Here is a 16,277-nt window from a genome sequence, read left to right as displayed (position 1 = left end):
TTATGAATAATCAAATGGGAATAAAAGAATTAGTAGCAACAGCAATTAAAGCATATGAATTAAATGTTAATGCTAAATATTTACAAGAAAATTTAATTGCTTTACAAGAACTAAAATTAAAAAATAATCAAAGTTATATGAATTTAGTGGGTAATGCTGATAATGGAAAAATTACAGCCTTAGGAATTATTAATTTAAGTAATAAAGGTTTAATATTCGGAAAAGATTTTAATATTATTCCATTCAAAAATAAATTAACAACTATTATTGATAGTAGTGTGTTTCAAAAAAGAATGGAACAAGAAAATTTAATGTTAAAACGAGGAATTATTTATAAAAGTGAAAAATTTGTATGAGATACCGATTTACAAAAACCAAAATTACATGAAATAGATTTTATGACAAATACCAGTCAATATGAAAATATTATTGGTGCTTATGCTTTTGGAATTAATCGTTTAACTGGTGAAACAAAAGGAATTTTATTAAGAAAAGCCGATATTGACCGTTTAAAAAATAGTAGTCCAAGTGGAAATAGTGAATATTCGCCTTGAAATAAATGACCAAAAGAAATGGTTGAAGCAAAATTATATCATAAATTAGCCCAAGAATTAGGTGTAGATATTACTGACATTGATTTAGATGAAAAAGAAATTAAAGAAGATGGTAATTTTGATTAATGATATTACTGTCGCCAAAAATAAGGGGCAGATGAGCGATGAACCCTTATCAAATATAAAAAATACCCTATCTTATACAGAAATAGCGGACACAAACGATAATGTAGTTAAAGAAGAAGATATTTCTAATGTAGTACCAACAATTAATAATAATGATGAAGAATGAGCAAGATGGGAATAAAAATAGGTATTGACCCATCAGGAACTGGTACTACGACTATTGTTGCTTTTAAAGATAATATGTTATTAGATAAACAAGAATTTATAAACAAAGATTGAAAAGAACACTCTAAATTTATTATAAATTATTTGAAAAATGAAAAACAATTTGAGGAAATATTATCAAATAATAATAAACTAAAATATTTAATTTTTATAGAAAATTGTTTATATACAAATGCCAATGGTTCAAAAGATAGAGATAATTTATTAAGACTATTGGGTTCATTAGAAACACAAGGATATATTTGCTACTGTTTCACCAAAACACACTAAATCAGTTGTTAAAAATATGGAAAATTTAAGTAAATATAATGACAGTTGTATATGAGAATTTGATAAAGATAGTAATTTAATTTATCGCCAAATTGTAAAGTTAAGTGCAACTAAATTATTTTTCTAACCAAATATTCGATTGGCGAAAGATAATTTAGTATTTTTCTTGGTCTTTGGTTTAAAGACAATATAAATTTATGAACTGCATTTTTAGTAGTATTTGAAAAATTAAATTTTTTAGGAAATTTTTCTCTAATTAAACCATTAGTATTTTCATTAGTACCTCTTTGTCAGGGTGAATATGCATTAGCAAAATAAATTTTCACATTTAAATTTTTTTCAAGTTGTTGTCAATTAGCAAATTCTTTACAACGATCAAATGTTATAGTCTTAACAAGATTATTTGGCAGAATTGATAAATAATGGCTAATATTTTCGTGCCAAATTGTAAAGTTAAGTGCAACTAAATTATTTTTCTAACCAAATATTCGATTGGCGAAAGATAATTTAGTTGCACTTAACTTTACAATTTGGCCTTAAATATTTTTGGTTTTGAACGAAACATTACTTTAATAATTCGAGCAATATAACTTTCAATGCGACAACCAATATTTTCTTGATATTCTCATTTTTTAATTGCTCCATAGTATGTTCTTAAATAATTAGATATTTCTTGTAACTTTCCTTTCGCTTCTTCGGTTTTAACAAGCTGATAAGCTCATTCAAGGTATTTTGTAACCTTGTTTCAGTTTAATTTTAGAATTGCTTTTCTAATTTTATTAAATAAATAACGTTTATAATATCGTGGACCACGGAGACAATCTTTAATTTTTTTAATAACATGGAAACGATCAATGATAAATTCAACATTGATGTGTTTTTCAACCGTTGAAATATATTGTGCACCATCACCAAGCACAATAATTTTAGCTGTCTCGGGTGATTCATAATTTAAGTTAATAAATTCTTTAATTCCTTGTCAGTATTTTTTAGAGTTAATTTTTTTAACTTCATTAGTCATTGTTACTAGAAATTTGACATTATGCATTGTTTTTCGTATTGTTTTAGGATCTTTATAACCAGTATGAAAGACGGTTAAACGGATTCTTTTCTTAATTTTTAATCGTTTTTTGATTTGATAACTAATGGCATTGCGATATGCTTCATCGGTTTCAATATAAATAACCCCATCATGTTTTAGTTTTGTATCTGGTTCATCTAGCATTAATTCTAACAAACGTTTAATATCAAACCGTTTAATAAGGTTAAAAATTGTTTTTGTTATGTTAGCATTCTGATACATATTACAAATATCTTGATAATTAAAATTTATGCCTAATTTGCTGATTATTTCTAACGAAAAATCATAATCAAGTCGCTGATAACTTTCAATCCCTAATTGAATATCAAGTAAAAAAACCGTTTTTGGTTTTTTTGCCTCTTGAAATTCTGGTTTTAAGATATATTTTCGTCGTTTAAAAGTAACTTCACCATTACGAAAAACCAAAGTTCGTTGATAAAATCCTTTTGGAATATAACGTGCTTTGCGTCAGTCCTTATTAAAAATATAGTTATCAATATATTCAAAAATATTTTTAAATAGTATTCAAGCTTCAGAACTAATTTCATTGTTTAAATAGGATAATAGTGCTGTAATAGTGATATTGGGGCTAATTTCATTAATTAAATCAATAAAAGAGTTATTGTTTTCGTTTAAAAACTCTTGGATTCTAGTTATAATATTCATAGGATAGTTTTCTTTCTAATTTTTTTCAAACTTAATTATACTGAAAACTTTCTTTTTTATTTTCCCCAACTTTGGCAACGCAATCTTATTTTTAATTAATCAAGCTTTGTCTTTAAAATAAAGGTATAATGTACTTAAAAGAAAGAAAAGGTGACGCTAACAATGTTTAAATATGCTATTATTGCCAATGATTATCAGGAATCAACACAGTTGGTTACTAAAATTAATAAACTTTTACAAGAGGAACATTTCGAAGAAGACCGTGTTAATCCGCAATATGTTTTTATTATTGGGGGAGATGGAACCTTATTACGAGCAGTTAATAAATTTCAAGAAATTATTGACAAAGTTGCTTTTATTGTTATTAAGTCAGGTTCATTAGGGTTTTATGCCAATTATGATGAAAATACTTATCCGAAAGCAATTGATGATATTCTTAATCAGAAGATTAATCTGCGTGAAATGCCCTTATTAGAAATTAAATATAATCAGAATTTAATTCGGTATGCTTTAAATGAAGCGAAAGTTGTTGATCATGTTAAAACAATTCGAACTGAAATTTATGTTAATGATGAATTATTAGAACATTTCCGGGGAAGTGGTCTTGTTTTTGCAACTAAAACGGGGTCAATGGGTTATATGCGAGCAATTAATGGTTCAATTATTGCAACTAATACTTCAACTTTATGGCAATTAAAAGAAATTGCTCCCGTTGCAAATTCAACTTTTTCAACAATTAATGCTTCGGTGATTTTAGACCAAGAACAAGTAGTGCGGTTAACAGGGGAGTTAGTTGGAAAGAGTTTGGTCATTGATACTTATGAATCAGAAATTTTAAATTCTGATGTGGAATTAAAAATTAGTCAGAAAACATTAAATTTATTTTATGATAGTGAAAATAATTTAAGTATGATTGTCAAGATGAAGTTATTATTTGTTCATTGTAATGATAACAGAAGGGAAGACTAAGCATGCGGGTTGAATATATTATTATCATTAGACTTCTTGCGATACTAACAAAAATAAAAAAAATTACAAATGCCAAATTGTAAAGTTAAGTGCAACTAAATTATTTTTCTAACCAAATATTCGATTGGCGAAAGATAATTTATTATTTTTCTTGGTCTTTGGTTTAAAGACAATATAAATTTATGAACTGCATTTTTAGTAGTATTTGAAAAATTAAATTTTTTAGGAAATTTTTCTCTAATTAAACCATTAGTATTTTCATTAGTACCTCTTTGTCAGGGTGAATATGCATTAGCAAAATAAATTTTCACATTTAAATTTTTTTCAAGTTGTTGTCAATTAGCAAATTCTTTACCACGATCAAATGTTATAGTCTTAACAAGATTATTTGGCAGAATTGATAAATAATGGCTAATATTTTCGTTAATAACTTTAGTTGAAAGAACATCAAGATTTACTTTTACCTCGTGATGATACTACGGTATCACCTTCTCAATGACCAAGAGTTACGCGATTATTAACATTAGCATTTCGTTCTTTAATTGATTTACCATTAAATTTACCCCGATTTTCTTGATATTTTCGTTTCTTACCTTTTCTTCTTAAATTTTTATTAGTAACTTTTTCAAGTAATCCAGAATAAATTCAATTGTAAATTGTTTTAAAACTAATAATTCATTCTTTATGAAAATTTTTAATTCTGCCATAAATTTGTTCGGGTGATCAACCTAATAATAATTTTTGTTGTACATATTTTACTAATTCTCTATTTTTAAACTTATGAAAATAAATATGTGATTGTTTTCTATTTTCTGCTTTATTTTGTGCAATTAATGAAAAATAATGATTATTATCTTTATTTCTATTAACTTCTCGAATAATAGTACTAATACTTCGATTAAGATTTTTAGCTATTTCACTAATTTTTATTTTAAACTTCAATTGATTCTCAATATAAATTCTTTCATCTATGCCAAGATGTTTATATCCCATATAAAAACTCCTTGCTTTATTTTTTCTAAAATAAACTTAGCATCATAAAATTTTTATATGAGATTTTTTGCAATTTTATTTACTTGCACTTACAAGTATAATTCAGCAAATAAAAAAATTAAATTAAACTTTAAAATAAGCATTTTTAAAAATTTTAATTGATTTTTAAGCATAAATAATAAGATATCGCAAGAAGTCTAATGATACTGCTAACCCTAAATGAATTGGTAAAGTACAATATGCAACACCAACTAGATTGCACCCTGTTTAGTAAGTATTAATAAAAAGGTTTACAAACTTTCATTTATTATATATTTTCTTTTTGGTTTGAATATCATTTATTTCATTTTTTAACATCATTAATATATTCATTATGAGATTTATAATTTTTATTATGGATTGTTCCTTTTTTAAGTAATGAATGAAAACTTTCAATAATAATGTTGTCTGCACAATGATAATTTTTACCCATTGAAATTATAATTTTGTTATCTAAACATTTACTATTATAATCTTTAGATGTATATTGATATCCGTGATCTGAATGAATTATTGTTTTATTTAGATCTTTTTTTATTTTTTTAATTTGGCATCGTGTACGATGAACCTCCAAAAAACAACTCTTGTTAAATAAAAAGGGTTGTTTTTTTATTTGTAAACCCATAATTATTAATTAATTCAGAGAAAGGGCAGCATCTTAAATTCTTAAAATAGAAACTTTTTATCGCAACTTTTTCGTTAACTTAAAGTTGTTTACACATTTATTAAATATCTTATAAATCATTACAAAGTGTACCTTTTTTTTCTCCTAATTTAAGGTGTTGTCCTTTCTCTGTTTTAGTTAATTAATTTGGCTAATAAATGAAAAAACTTAATATTAAAGGAAGGAGTAAGTAATGGAAATTAATAAGCAACAAACAATATGTGATGTTGATAATTGCTATAAATCAATATCATTCATTACCGAAGAATTTTTATCAAATAAAGTTTTATGAACTTGTGATAAACACAAAGATTTATTAAATCGTACAAAAGATAAGAAACAAAAGCGATTTTATCAAAAAATAGAAAATTCAAAAATTATCTTTGATTGAGAAACTGGTTATTTTAAACTTTGATTTTATAAAACAACTTAATGCAGTGTGGGACGGTTATTTTAAATAACTAAGTGCTTCCATAAGAACATGAGTTTAAGCTCATTTCCACAGCCAGCCGAGGCAAGTACTGAAATAGTGTATGAGGAAATATGTAAATCGGCGCTGGTTATATTTAAACTAAGCGATAGTCGTGATAAGTGCAAGGTCAACATCGAACGACAATAAAAATAGAGATGGCCACTTTATAAATAAATTTGCGATATATATTGTCCCATCGAGGATGGCAGCGGTTCTACAAACCACAACGCCAGCACCAGGCTCTTCAAGGTGCAAGTGAATTTATTTTAAAAACTGAACGCTTTGACCTGAAATGGTGCGGATGAAGAGAGAGAATTCTCTGGCTTTACCTCATAAAAACAACTGTCTATTATCTAATAATAAACAAATATTAAATATATTATCGCCACCGCTCACCCCTAGTGAAGCGGATGGCGTAGTAAATAAATAGATAAATACTTATATAACTAATTCTCGCTTTGGCACTTTCACTTGGGAGTGAGTGCCAGCAAATTAAAAATAGGAGGAAATATAATGGAATATAAAAGTTTGTATATTAATAAAACTTGAAATGAAATAACAACATTATTTGATTGAGTGAATTGTCAACCTGTTAATTGTCGTATTTCTCATCATAAAAATCATTATGATTTACAGTGTTTAGAATGAGCAAAAATGTACTTAAATTTATTTGAAGATAAATGAGACGTTATTGCTTCTTATATGCAACATTACAAAATTAACGATATTTTAGATTTAGCATCAGATGGTTGAAAAATATTACAAATTGAGAAAAAAATCAATCAAATAATTTAGGATTTTTATATGAAAAATTTAAATAAAATTTGTCTTAAACAAAGATATTGAGGTTATTGTTTTCATAAAGAATGCAGTAAAGAAAATAAATTGAATGAATTAATGCTTAAAAGTTATTCAGTATCGCAAGAAGATATTACGGATGAACATTTAGCATTAAACAATAAAAATAATTAGGAGGAATAAGAAAATGTCATATTGTATTAGTGATTACTTAAATGAAAAATGAATTAATAATAACGCATTAAAAATTAGTAATAAAGATATTATTTATGCACAAATTGATAGTGACTATGATATGAGTTGAGAATTAAATTTATATCTTAAATTTGGCAATGAAGAGCGACATGTAGGTAATATTTCATTGCCAAAAGATTTTGATTTAAATTTAAAATGATATGAAATTGATGAGGTTAAAAGTTTAATAGATGATTATTTAGAAGATGAAGAAGCAGACTACGAAGTGATAAATTATGAATAATATGTGAAAAGATGAAAGTGGTTATTTTTATAGCGAAGAAGATTTGTTTAATATAGCACTTGAAGAATTCCATTCAGAAGAAAGTGCATATGAATATATTGATAATTTAATTATGGATATGAATTTGGAGGAAATTTAATTATGGCAAATTTAAAATTAAATAATCAAATTAAAAATATTACCTATCCATTTTATTTAAAAGGTAATGATTTTAAAGAATTAAGTTTAAAAGCATTACCGATTAAAAATTGAATTGATAATCATGGTCAAGAATTAGCAGAGTTTATCTATCGTCATCTTAATCATTATGCATTAAATAGTTATAGAGATGTTAATTTAAAAGATGTAAAAAGTTCTATTAGTAAAGTTGATTATGTTTTTAGAGAACCATTAGAATTAATAAAAAATTTTAAAGATGAATTAAATCGAATTAGAGTTAATATTATTAATTTAGAAAAAGTACTTCAAAATAATAAAATTGAAATTAAAAATAGCCTAATACAAGTTCAATACTTAAAACAACAACAGTTTATTCAAACTAAAAAACAAGAACAAGAAAATAGGGTTGAATATGCTAATAACTTAACGCCTGATATGGGGTTAGACATGGACCAAATTGAAGATGAACAAGTTCGTGTTATGGAAGATGTAGCAAAAATAGAACAAGATTTAGAAAAAACTACTAGTAAATTTCGGAAAGAAAAAATATTAATTAAAGATATTGATATTTTGGGTGTTAATGATGATTTTTTACAAAATGCTGATAAATTAGAACTTATTAATTTAATTAAAAATTATTTAATTGTTGATGAACAAATTGTTAAAAACGAAATTAAAAAACAATGAGATAGTAATAAAAATATTAATACTATTGGTGTTAATGGAATTAAATTAAAAATAAATAAAGGAGAGAAATAATTATGAATAATCAAATGGGAATAAAAGAATTAGTAGCAACAGCAATTAAAGCATATGAATTAAATGTTAATGCTAAATATTTACAAGAAAATTTAATTGCTTTACAAGAACTAAAATTAAAAAATAATCAAAGTTATATTAATTTAGTGGGTAATGCTGATAATGGAAAAATTACAGCCTTAGGAATTATTAATTTAAGTAATAAAGGTTTAATTTTTGGCAAAGATTTTAATATTATTCCATTTAAAAATAAATTAACAACTATTATTGATAGTAGTGTGTTTCAAAAAAGAATGGAACAAGAAAATTGAATGTTAAAACGAGGAATTATTTATAAAAGTGAAAAATTTGTATGAGATACCGATTTACAAAAACCAAAATTACATGAAATAGATTTTATGACAAATACCAGTCAATATGAAAATATTATTGGTGCTTATGCTTTTGGAATTAATCGTTTAACTGGTGAAACAAAAGGAATTTTATTAAGAAAAGCCGATATTGACCGTTTAAAAAATAGTAGTCCAAGTGGAAATAGTGAATATTCGCCTTGAAATAAATGACCAAAAGAAATGGTTGAAGCAAAATTATATCGTAAATTAGCCCAAGAATTAGGTGTAGATATTACTGACATTGATTTAGATGAAAAAGAAATAAAAGAAGATGGTAATTTTGATTATATACCTTTTAATGATATTACTGTCGCCAAAAATAAGGGGCAGATGAGCGATGAACCCTTATCAAACAATATAAATACCTCATCTTATATAGAAATAGCGGATACAAACAATAATGTAGTTAAAGAAGAAGATATTTCTAATGTAGTACCAACAGTTAATAATAATGATGAAGAATGAGCAACTTGATAAAAATAGGTATTGACCCATCAGGGACTGGTACTACTGCTATCGTTACTTTTAAAGATAATAAATTAATTGATAAATCCGAATATACACATTATGATTGAATTACACAACCCGATATTATTTTAGATGTATTAAGACCAGATGCAATTATTAATATTGAAGATTGTTTATATACATCTGCTAATGCAAGTAAAGATAGGGATGATTTATTAAAAGTAATTGGAACAGTTAAATACAATACAAAAAAAGTGCACAATATTAATTGAGTATCACCAAAACATACTAAATCAATTGTTAAAAATATGGAAAATTTAAGTAAATATAATGATAGTTGTATATGAGAATTTGATAAAGATAGTAATTTAATTTATCAATATGGTAAAGGTTGAAAATATAATAATGATAAGATAAGTAATCATTTACGAGATGCCATTATTATTGCTAATTATGAGGTTTAATATTATGAAAGAATCATATAATCAAAAAACAGGAAAATATTATTCTTGTAAAATTCGAAATGTTAATATTTACTTAAATAAAAATGAAGAAAAAATTTGAAATAAATTATCTAACTTTGATACTTATTCACAACGAATAGAATATCTTATTAATTTTTATATAAGTCACAACAAAGAAAAATAAAAAATAACCTTAATTGGTTATTTTTTTAAATACTATTTGTTAGTTGTCTAATAGCATCTTTTTGTGCTTGTTTTTTGTCGTTTACTTTAACTTGTTTTTTAACATTTTTAATTTGACCTGTTTTAAGGGCTAATTCTGTTGCATAATCAGGTCCTCGTAAATGTTTTTCGTGGGCAATAACAGCAGTTCTTAATTCTCTAAGTTCTGCTTTATATTTTTTAATTTTTTTAGCAGATAATCCAAGAATGCCAATACTACCCATTCCACCAGCGCCAGCTAACACAAGTAAAGCAATCATTAATGTTTCATTCATTTTTTTGCTTCCTTTCTTATCCTTACTTAAACAGTGGCCATCCATTCTTTCAGAACAAAATAATTTATAAATTAAGCTATATAACCACCCAAAAATATCTACCACCCCTATATATAGTCTATTTTAATAAAATTTAATTATTAGTTTCATAATTATTATTTATATTTAATTTTTTGTTATTTTCTTCTTGTTTTTGTTTTTTAATATTTTCGTTTTGTATATTTTTAAATATTTCTTCTGTTATACCATCTAAATTATTTCATTGTTTTGCTATTCTTGGTTGAATAACGCGCGGATTAATCCGACAATCTAAACAATGTCTTAAATGGTCTTTTTTTCATTTTGATTTATCAATTCCAATAATAATTAAAGAAATAATTAAAGTAATCAAAGGTAAAGTTGTAAATAATAATCCCATTTTAGAAACTTTTAATCGTGGAATATCAATTTTCATATCTACTTTGGGTTTACTACTAGCAACAAATATACCTTGAATTCCATGGGTAAATAAAGGTGTTAATAAAATGGCAATCCCATTGCCTCAATATTGACCATAATTATATCAATCAATTTTTCCTTTAATTGCATCAATCATTCCATATTCCAATCAACAATTTAATGCTAAAAATATTAAAGTATAAAAACTAACTACTCAACTCCTAATTTTATATTTTCTTTCTCATTCTCTAATATCTTTATGGGTTCAATTATAAGTTGGAATAGGGTCTTTTTTAAATCAATTTCAAGGTAATGCACCCTTTAATCAAGTTGTTTTATCTTGCTTCATTAATTAAACCCCTTTCTAACTTACTTTTTTTCTTTCAATGTGTAAATCAGAAAGTGTTCCATCTGTCCCACCAGTACGTATAGCAATAATTCCATCACCTTCTAATTCTACACGATGAGAAAAAACGTTTCCTAATTCAAATGAACCAACAGTTATTTTTCCCTCAAAATTTTTGTATGTTGATAAATAATAATGATTTTGATTACTTGTTTTAATTCAAATATTGTATTTATAATTTTCTTTGTTTCAATTTTGTATTTCATAATCAAACCTTGTATTATCTAAATCACTGGTATCAACAATTTCTCAATCTGAAATATTTGTTTTTCAAACACCATTTTCATAATAAATGCTATCATTATCAAACGGAACAACAAGTTTAATATATTCATTATAATCAATTTTACTATAATCGATAATTGTTGGATGAGTAATATTAATAGTGTTATCAGTTTGAACGCGTTCTTTTAAATAAAATAATAAACTGTCATAAAATGTTTTTTTCGTAATATATTTATATTCTTCTTCTCAAGGATGAGCATAATTCCCTAAATGATAATTATATGGTCTCGTAACTGTTTTACTAGATATAATATCAATTATTTCACCAGCTAATTTTAAAGCATTTTTAACATCTCTAGTAATATTTTCATTTGCTTCAGGGTCATTAGTTTGTGAATAAGCAACTCCACCTTGTGAAAATGAAGCACTACCAGTTAAATCATTAACTCCTTTTGGCAAATATCAATTCATAACTGCTAATAAACAAGCAGATTGAATATAACTTAATCATTTATCATATTCAATTAAACCTGTATTATCTTTTTTTACTCATGGAAATAAATCTTTTTTATTAATCTTATCTGAAATTGTCCCACCTGATAATCTATCCATTCATAAACTAGTTTTTAAGATAGCATTATAAATTAAATTATCATTATAAGCAGATTGCTTACGATCATTAATAGGTTGTCAAAGTTTACTTTTTTTAACATCTTCAACTGTTATAAATAACAAATTATTTAAATTACTTTCCATATAATACACCCCTTAATTGATTTCGATATTTATTTCTTAAATTAGATATTTTATAACTATTAACTTTTCTTTGTACTTTTTTAATTTTTTTAATAGTTTGATTAGTTTTATAAAACATACTTTTAACTGGTGTTTTATATAAATTCTTAATATTTTTAACATCACTTTTTCGCTCTCGATATCATTTTTTGTTATTAATTTCACCAGCAAAATTAAAATTAAAATGCCCAATCTTTAAATTATTAATAAACGTTTTAATTTGTTGTAATTTTTGAATATGTGGTAATGTTAATTTAATATTTCCTTTTGGGTATTTTTCTTTTAATTCTTTTGGTAATCGTTTTTTAATATAATCTCTTAAATGACTAGGTAATCATTTTCTTAATCAATAACGCCAAAATAAAGTTCCAGCATTAGATACAGCATTACTTAATAATTTTCAAATTTCAAATGGAACACTAGGATAAACATATGGACCATAAAACTTCGGGTGTTTTGCTGTTTTTGTATATATTAAAATAGTTAAATTGCCTGTTAAAGTTAATTTATTTGTTATATTAAACATACCACTATCAAGTCAACTACTATTTAAAGGTTGTCAATTAGTGTTTAGATAATTTTCTTTTTTAAATTGTTCTCTATTTTTAATATTGTTATCTTTTTCTAATTTATTTAATATTTGCTGTATTTCTTTTTTATGACCTTTTTTAATTAAATTTAAATAAGTATAAGGATCTAATCACTGATAAATATCTTCAATTTTATTCGTAATCTTTTGAAAAGGATTAGCATAATATGAAGCAAACTTATTAACCTTATTAATTAAATTAACAAACTTATTTATTAAAGGTTTATTTCCTAAATTTTCTGTTAATAAAGTTAAAATTCGTAATATTAATAAATTCATTGTTTATTAAGAATTTTTAATTACTACTTCAATTGACTTTGTTTTACCAGTTGCTTTGTTTTTACCTTCAATTAAAACTTCAACAATTTTATCATTTGTAATATCAATTGGTCAGTCTTCACCTTTAGGATTAATAGAATAATCAAAATCATTTTCAGTTAAAGAACTATCTACAGTTTTAACTGCTTTTAAAACAACATCTTTAAATTGTGGTTTTAATCATCCATCACTAACATCTTTGGGATCTGGTAAATTAATGATTGGTTTATCTAATTTATTTATTTTACTAATATCTATTTTAGCAACGTCTGGTGTTGAAATTGCATTAGATTTTGTTGTATTTATTGGTGTAGAAATTTCATAATCAACCGGCACTCTAAATGTTTTATTTAAATTACTTTTAGAAGTATTTATTTCTTCTTGTGTTGGTTCTTTTTCTAAAATAATCTTACATGTTTTTGGATATAAAATTGTTGGTGTTGCATATTGTACTTTACCAATTCATTTAGGGTTAGCAGTATCATTATCTAAAACTTGTTGAATAGTATCCATATTAATTGGATATGCTCATACTTGTTTATTAATAAGTAAACCATTTATATTAGTAAAATTATAACCTTTATCTCGGTTAACTTGTCCTTTTGTATATGTTTTTTCTAAATGAAAACTTTTTGATACCGGAATACCCATTGCGGTATTTTCATATAATTCACCGTTAACCATTGCTTTTAATTGAGCTTGTGAACCAATTACTTTTAAATAAGCAGGTGTTAATCCTAAATAGGATCTTCGTCCTAAAACCATAAACATTTTATCGGTTGGTAAACCAAAATATAAATTACTAATTTGATTTGTTAATTCAATCAAAGTTTCATTTAATGTAAAGAATGCTTTATTTGCATCATCAGCATTATCTGCTGTATAACCACGAAATGGAATTACTTCATATTGACCATCTGCTAAACAATAATCATAAATCCCCTGAATTAATTCACATTCTAAATTAACAAATTTATTCTGTACAACACTAGCAATAGCATCAGCAATAATACCATTTTTAATATTTTGTTCTATCATTGCTAAATCAAATGCTTCATTCATTAATTTTAAATTAAATCTTTTATTAATAGGCACCGGAATTCTTGTTAATCCCATAGTTTGAGTTGCCCCACCATTTGGTAACGCATAATCATCTTGTCATACCACACGATGAGTTAAATTATATAACGCTTGTCCTGCATTAGGTAATCAAGCAACTTGTTCTGCTGTTGCAGTTGCATATTGCATAATACTTGCATGCTCATTCATTAATGGTCCTCTTAGCATAGCGTTAACCATATCAACATAGGCTTTTTGACCTGTTGTATTACCTTGTAATGTAAAATGTACTTGCGGCAAATTAATTGTTGCCATAATATTCACTCCCTTATTATCTAAGGTTTTTAAGTGTATAATCAGTTAATTTCTTAATTTCTTCTGGAGTATATGCTCCTTTTTCTTTAATAGTTTCAATTTCATCATTTTTATTTTCAACCGAATTTTCAATCATATCTTTAATAAAATTAGTTGGTGAAACTGATGGTTGTTCTTGCACAAACAAATCAGGTTTTAATTCTTTTAAAGTTTGCATTTTTTCAAATAAAGAACTACCACTAACTTTTTCTAAATTAGTTTTAATATCTTCAATTTTAGTAGATGGAACATCTTTAAAGGCTTTTAATTCATCTAATTCATTAGATAATTTAATAAAGTCTTCTTTTGATATAACATCTTCGCGTTTTTGCACACTTTCTCTAATTTGCTTTGCTTCATTATTAAACTGATTTAAGATATTTTCTGCAATTTCTTCACTTAAACCTTGTTCGATTAATTGTTCTTTTATAAGTGCCATTTTATAAACTCCTCTTTTTTTATCCTTGTCCGATTAACAAGTCAGCGTAACTCTTTTTTACGGAAAAAGATTAAACCTATGCCTTCATTATATACTATTATTTTACTAATACAATACTTTTTATACATAAAATACTAAACTTAATATATTTTATTACTATTTTAGGTCTTAAAACGCGTAATAAGAAGTATTTAACAAGATAAAAGTTTTTAAAATAATTACTAATTTTGATTGTATATATATATATATATATATACAATGAGGATGGATCTTGATAAAAAGTTTCAAGATTAATAAAAGGAGAAAAACAAGTATGAAAAAATTACTTAGTTTATTAAGTGTGTTAACAATTGGTGGGACTGCTATACCAACAACAATCGCCGCTAGTCCATATCAAAAAGAAAATAGTAAATTAAATCGAGTTAAAAGAGACACTCAACCTCAATATTGACAACAACAATATAGTCCGGCAGAGTGTTTTTATAATCCGATAGATTTTAATCGCACCGTACGTTATAATAAAAACGGCACTTGAGAATATGACAATATTACTCAAAGTGAGAGAAATTGTTTATGACAAAAAGGTATTAGAGAAGCAAATTTTAGAGCACAACAAAGAATTCAAGAATGAAATAGTTATTATGAAAAACAAAGAATTGAACAACAACAACATAATTATAATCAACAAGTTAAGAGAGAGTGAGAAAAAGAACAACTTCTAAAATTCAAAAACGATTTAATACAAGCAGAAAAAGAAGGAGCAAACTTAACTGATGATTTAAGAGCTGCTTTTAAAATGCACGGACCTAAAGTTATTGGTGCTGGAACAGGTGCTTTAACGGGGGTAACTATTGGTCTTTTATGTGGCCCCGGGGCACCCGTTTGTTCTGCTGTTGGTTCAGTAATTGGAGCAATTGTTGGAGCGATTTCTGGTGGTGTTGCTTATGAAATAATAAATAGAATATAATAAATAAAATTATTATATTTATGGAAATAATATAAAAGTTATTTCCTTTTTTAATTAAATTAACAAACTTTATAAAAATACAAAGGAATTAAAAATATGAAAAAAATATTAAGTATCATAGGTGTAATATCATTAATAGGAACAAGTACAACAAGTTTAATTGCTTGTAATACACCACAATATAGTGAAGAAAAATTAAAAGAACAAAAAGAAAAACATAAAATAGATACAAATAATGAAAATATTAAAAACCATTTAGAATGAATAGCACCACAAGAAAAACCATTTAATGAAGTTGATAATAAATGGTATTATGTAGTATGTCGTGGTAATAAAAATGATATTTGAGAAATTGCTAAATTTAAAAATAACTTTAAAGATAATAAATTTAAAGTTATTAAAAAATTAAAAAATAGTGAATTAATATTACTTTATAATATGGATTATGGTAAACACTTACAAGTTGGATATGATATTTTTAAAAAATTAATACCAAAAAATATTAATAAAAATTATTTTAAATCAGTTTATCGTTGAAATTTATATACACAAGAACCTAAGTTAGATGTTGATAAAAATGGTAATTTAATTTTTAAAGATGAATAAAAAATAG

Annotated in this window: 26 protein-coding genes; 15 read left to right on the top strand and 11 right to left on the bottom strand. The window is 25.1% G+C overall.

Going from position 1 to position 16,277, the window contains the following annotated elements; genetic code table 4:
• Positions 1-2: 2 nt before the first annotated feature.
• The 3 genes from ACQH23_RS02420 to ACQH23_RS02410 are packed head-to-tail and all read left to right on the top strand — an operon-like array spanning position 3 to position 1,175.
• Entirely contained in the window at positions 3-680 is a 678-nt protein-coding gene (locus ACQH23_RS02420) for a recombinase RecT (RefSeq protein ID WP_425378787.1), read from the top strand.
• Complete coding sequence (locus tag ACQH23_RS02415) at positions 673-861, top strand: hypothetical protein (RefSeq protein WP_425378786.1); 189 nt, start codon at positions 673-675, stop codon at positions 859-861. The genes ACQH23_RS02420 and ACQH23_RS02415 overlap by 8 nt, the downstream gene beginning before the upstream one ends.
• Positions 843-1,175, top strand: coding sequence for a hypothetical protein (locus ACQH23_RS02410; protein WP_425378785.1), 333 nt, complete (start codon positions 843-845; stop codon positions 1,173-1,175). Before ACQH23_RS02415 ends, ACQH23_RS02410 begins: the two co-directional genes overlap by 19 nt.
• Positions 1,176-1,285: 110 nt before the next feature.
• On the opposite strand, the gene ACQH23_RS02405 is transcribed toward ACQH23_RS02410, so the two are convergent.
• Together ACQH23_RS02405 and ACQH23_RS02400 are read right to left on the bottom strand one after the other, a co-directional pair.
• Entirely contained in the window at positions 1,286-1,501 is a 216-nt protein-coding gene (locus tag ACQH23_RS02405; RefSeq protein WP_425377801.1) for a transposase, read from the bottom strand.
• A gap of 197 nt (positions 1,502-1,698) precedes the next feature.
• Positions 1,699-2,922, bottom strand: coding sequence for an Mbov_0401 family ICE element transposase-like protein (locus ACQH23_RS02400; protein ID WP_425378784.1), 1,224 nt, complete (start codon positions 2,920-2,922; stop codon positions 1,699-1,701).
• Between the two features lie 162 nt (positions 2,923-3,084).
• Between ACQH23_RS02400 and ACQH23_RS02395 the strand changes: the two genes are divergently transcribed.
• Positions 3,085-3,891 (top strand): NAD(+)/NADH kinase, encoded by an 807-nt coding sequence (locus ACQH23_RS02395; RefSeq protein WP_425378783.1) that lies wholly within the window; start codon positions 3,085-3,087, stop codon positions 3,889-3,891.
• A gap of 95 nt (positions 3,892-3,986) precedes the next feature.
• Here the strand turns inward: ACQH23_RS02395 and ACQH23_RS02390 are convergent, their stop codons facing one another.
• The 3 genes from ACQH23_RS02390 to ACQH23_RS02380 form a co-directional block, all read right to left on the bottom strand.
• The gene (locus tag ACQH23_RS02390; protein WP_425379289.1) at positions 3,987-4,286 is read right to left on the bottom strand and encodes an IS30 family transposase; all 300 of its coding nucleotides are present in this window, start codon (positions 4,284-4,286) and stop codon (positions 3,987-3,989) included.
• Between the two features lie 37 nt (positions 4,287-4,323).
• Positions 4,324-4,884 carry an IS30 family transposase gene (locus ACQH23_RS02385; protein WP_425378782.1) on the bottom strand — a complete coding sequence of 187 codons (561 nt, stop codon included), beginning with the start codon at positions 4,882-4,884 and terminating at the stop codon, positions 4,324-4,326.
• Between the two features lie 307 nt (positions 4,885-5,191).
• On the bottom strand, positions 5,192-5,548 hold the full coding sequence (locus ACQH23_RS02380; RefSeq protein WP_425378781.1) for a hypothetical protein: 357 nt from the start codon (positions 5,546-5,548) through the stop codon (positions 5,192-5,194).
• Positions 5,549-5,780: 232 nt separating this feature from the next.
• Between ACQH23_RS02380 and ACQH23_RS02375 the strand changes: the two genes are divergently transcribed.
• The 9 genes from ACQH23_RS02375 (at position 5,781) to ACQH23_RS02335 (ending at position 9,761) form a co-directional block, all read left to right on the top strand.
• Entirely contained in the window at positions 5,781-6,020 is a 240-nt protein-coding gene (locus ACQH23_RS02375) for a hypothetical protein (RefSeq protein WP_425378780.1), read from the top strand.
• A gap of 516 nt (positions 6,021-6,536) precedes the next feature.
• A complete protein-coding gene (locus ACQH23_RS02370) occupies positions 6,537-6,854 on the top strand; it encodes a hypothetical protein (RefSeq protein ID WP_425377632.1) in 318 nt (105 codons plus the stop codon).
• A gap of 9 nt (positions 6,855-6,863) precedes the next feature.
• The gene (locus ACQH23_RS02365; protein WP_425378131.1) at positions 6,864-7,031 is read left to right on the top strand and encodes a hypothetical protein; all 168 of its coding nucleotides are present in this window, start codon (positions 6,864-6,866) and stop codon (positions 7,029-7,031) included.
• 13 nt (positions 7,032-7,044) lie between these two features.
• The gene (locus tag ACQH23_RS02360) at positions 7,045-7,335 is read left to right on the top strand and encodes a hypothetical protein (RefSeq protein WP_425377994.1); all 291 of its coding nucleotides are present in this window, start codon (positions 7,045-7,047) and stop codon (positions 7,333-7,335) included.
• Positions 7,328-7,474, top strand: a complete 147-nt coding sequence (locus tag ACQH23_RS02355; protein ID WP_425378779.1) for a hypothetical protein — start codon at positions 7,328-7,330, stop codon at positions 7,472-7,474. Before ACQH23_RS02360 ends, ACQH23_RS02355 begins: the two co-directional genes overlap by 8 nt.
• 2 nt (positions 7,475-7,476) lie before the next feature.
• Positions 7,477-8,253 carry a hypothetical protein gene (locus ACQH23_RS02350; RefSeq protein WP_425378778.1) on the top strand — a complete coding sequence of 259 codons (777 nt, stop codon included), beginning with the start codon at positions 7,477-7,479 and terminating at the stop codon, positions 8,251-8,253.
• A gap of 2 nt (positions 8,254-8,255) precedes the next feature.
• The gene (locus ACQH23_RS02345) at positions 8,256-9,122 is read left to right on the top strand and encodes a recombinase RecT (RefSeq protein ID WP_425378777.1); all 867 of its coding nucleotides are present in this window, start codon (positions 8,256-8,258) and stop codon (positions 9,120-9,122) included.
• Complete coding sequence (locus ACQH23_RS02340) at positions 9,107-9,577, top strand: hypothetical protein (protein WP_425377638.1); 471 nt, start codon at positions 9,107-9,109, stop codon at positions 9,575-9,577. Before ACQH23_RS02345 ends, ACQH23_RS02340 begins: the two co-directional genes overlap by 16 nt.
• Before the next feature lie 4 nt (positions 9,578-9,581).
• Positions 9,582-9,761 (top strand): hypothetical protein, encoded by a 180-nt coding sequence (locus ACQH23_RS02335; protein ID WP_425377639.1) that lies wholly within the window; start codon positions 9,582-9,584, stop codon positions 9,759-9,761.
• 25 nt (positions 9,762-9,786) lie between these two features.
• Here ACQH23_RS02335 and ACQH23_RS02330 read toward each other — a convergent pair whose 3' ends face one another.
• The 6 genes from ACQH23_RS02330 to ACQH23_RS02305 form a co-directional block, all read right to left on the bottom strand.
• Entirely contained in the window at positions 9,787-10,119 is a 333-nt protein-coding gene (locus tag ACQH23_RS02330; protein WP_425377673.1) for a hypothetical protein, read from the bottom strand.
• 88 nt (positions 10,120-10,207) lie between these two features.
• Positions 10,208-10,861: a hypothetical protein gene (locus tag ACQH23_RS02325; protein ID WP_425377674.1), complete on the bottom strand. Its 654-nt coding sequence runs from the start codon at positions 10,859-10,861 to the stop codon at positions 10,208-10,210.
• Positions 10,862-10,876: 15 nt separating this feature from the next.
• On the bottom strand, positions 10,877-11,899 hold the full coding sequence (locus ACQH23_RS02320) for a hypothetical protein (protein WP_425377675.1): 1,023 nt from the start codon (positions 11,897-11,899) through the stop codon (positions 10,877-10,879).
• Positions 11,889-12,806: a hypothetical protein gene (locus tag ACQH23_RS02315; RefSeq protein WP_425378776.1), complete on the bottom strand. Its 918-nt coding sequence runs from the start codon at positions 12,804-12,806 to the stop codon at positions 11,889-11,891. Before ACQH23_RS02315 ends, ACQH23_RS02320 begins: the two co-directional genes overlap by 11 nt.
• Before the next feature lie 6 nt (positions 12,807-12,812).
• On the bottom strand, positions 12,813-14,219 hold the full coding sequence (locus tag ACQH23_RS02310; protein WP_425378775.1) for a hypothetical protein: 1,407 nt from the start codon (positions 14,217-14,219) through the stop codon (positions 12,813-12,815).
• A gap of 16 nt (positions 14,220-14,235) precedes the next feature.
• Positions 14,236-14,697, bottom strand: a complete 462-nt coding sequence (locus ACQH23_RS02305; RefSeq protein WP_425378774.1) for a hypothetical protein — start codon at positions 14,695-14,697, stop codon at positions 14,236-14,238.
• A gap of 313 nt (positions 14,698-15,010) precedes the next feature.
• Here ACQH23_RS02305 and ACQH23_RS02300 point away from each other — a divergent pair, with 313 nt between their 5' ends.
• Positions 15,011-15,664, top strand: a complete 654-nt coding sequence (locus ACQH23_RS02300) for a hypothetical protein (protein ID WP_425378666.1) — start codon at positions 15,011-15,013, stop codon at positions 15,662-15,664.
• 96 nt (positions 15,665-15,760) lie between these two features.
• A complete protein-coding gene (locus tag ACQH23_RS02295) occupies positions 15,761-16,270 on the top strand; it encodes a lipoprotein (RefSeq protein WP_425378773.1) in 510 nt (169 codons plus the stop codon).
• Positions 16,271-16,277 lie beyond the last annotated feature (7 nt).

The sequence above is a fragment of the Spiroplasma endosymbiont of Polydrusus pterygomalis genome (assembly GCF_964030635.1).
GTDB lineage: Bacteria > Bacillota_I > Bacilli_A > Mycoplasmatales > Mycoplasmataceae > Spiroplasma.
The sequence above is the reverse complement of the archived record's forward strand: the minus strand, read 5'-3'. Positions and strand labels throughout refer to the sequence as shown.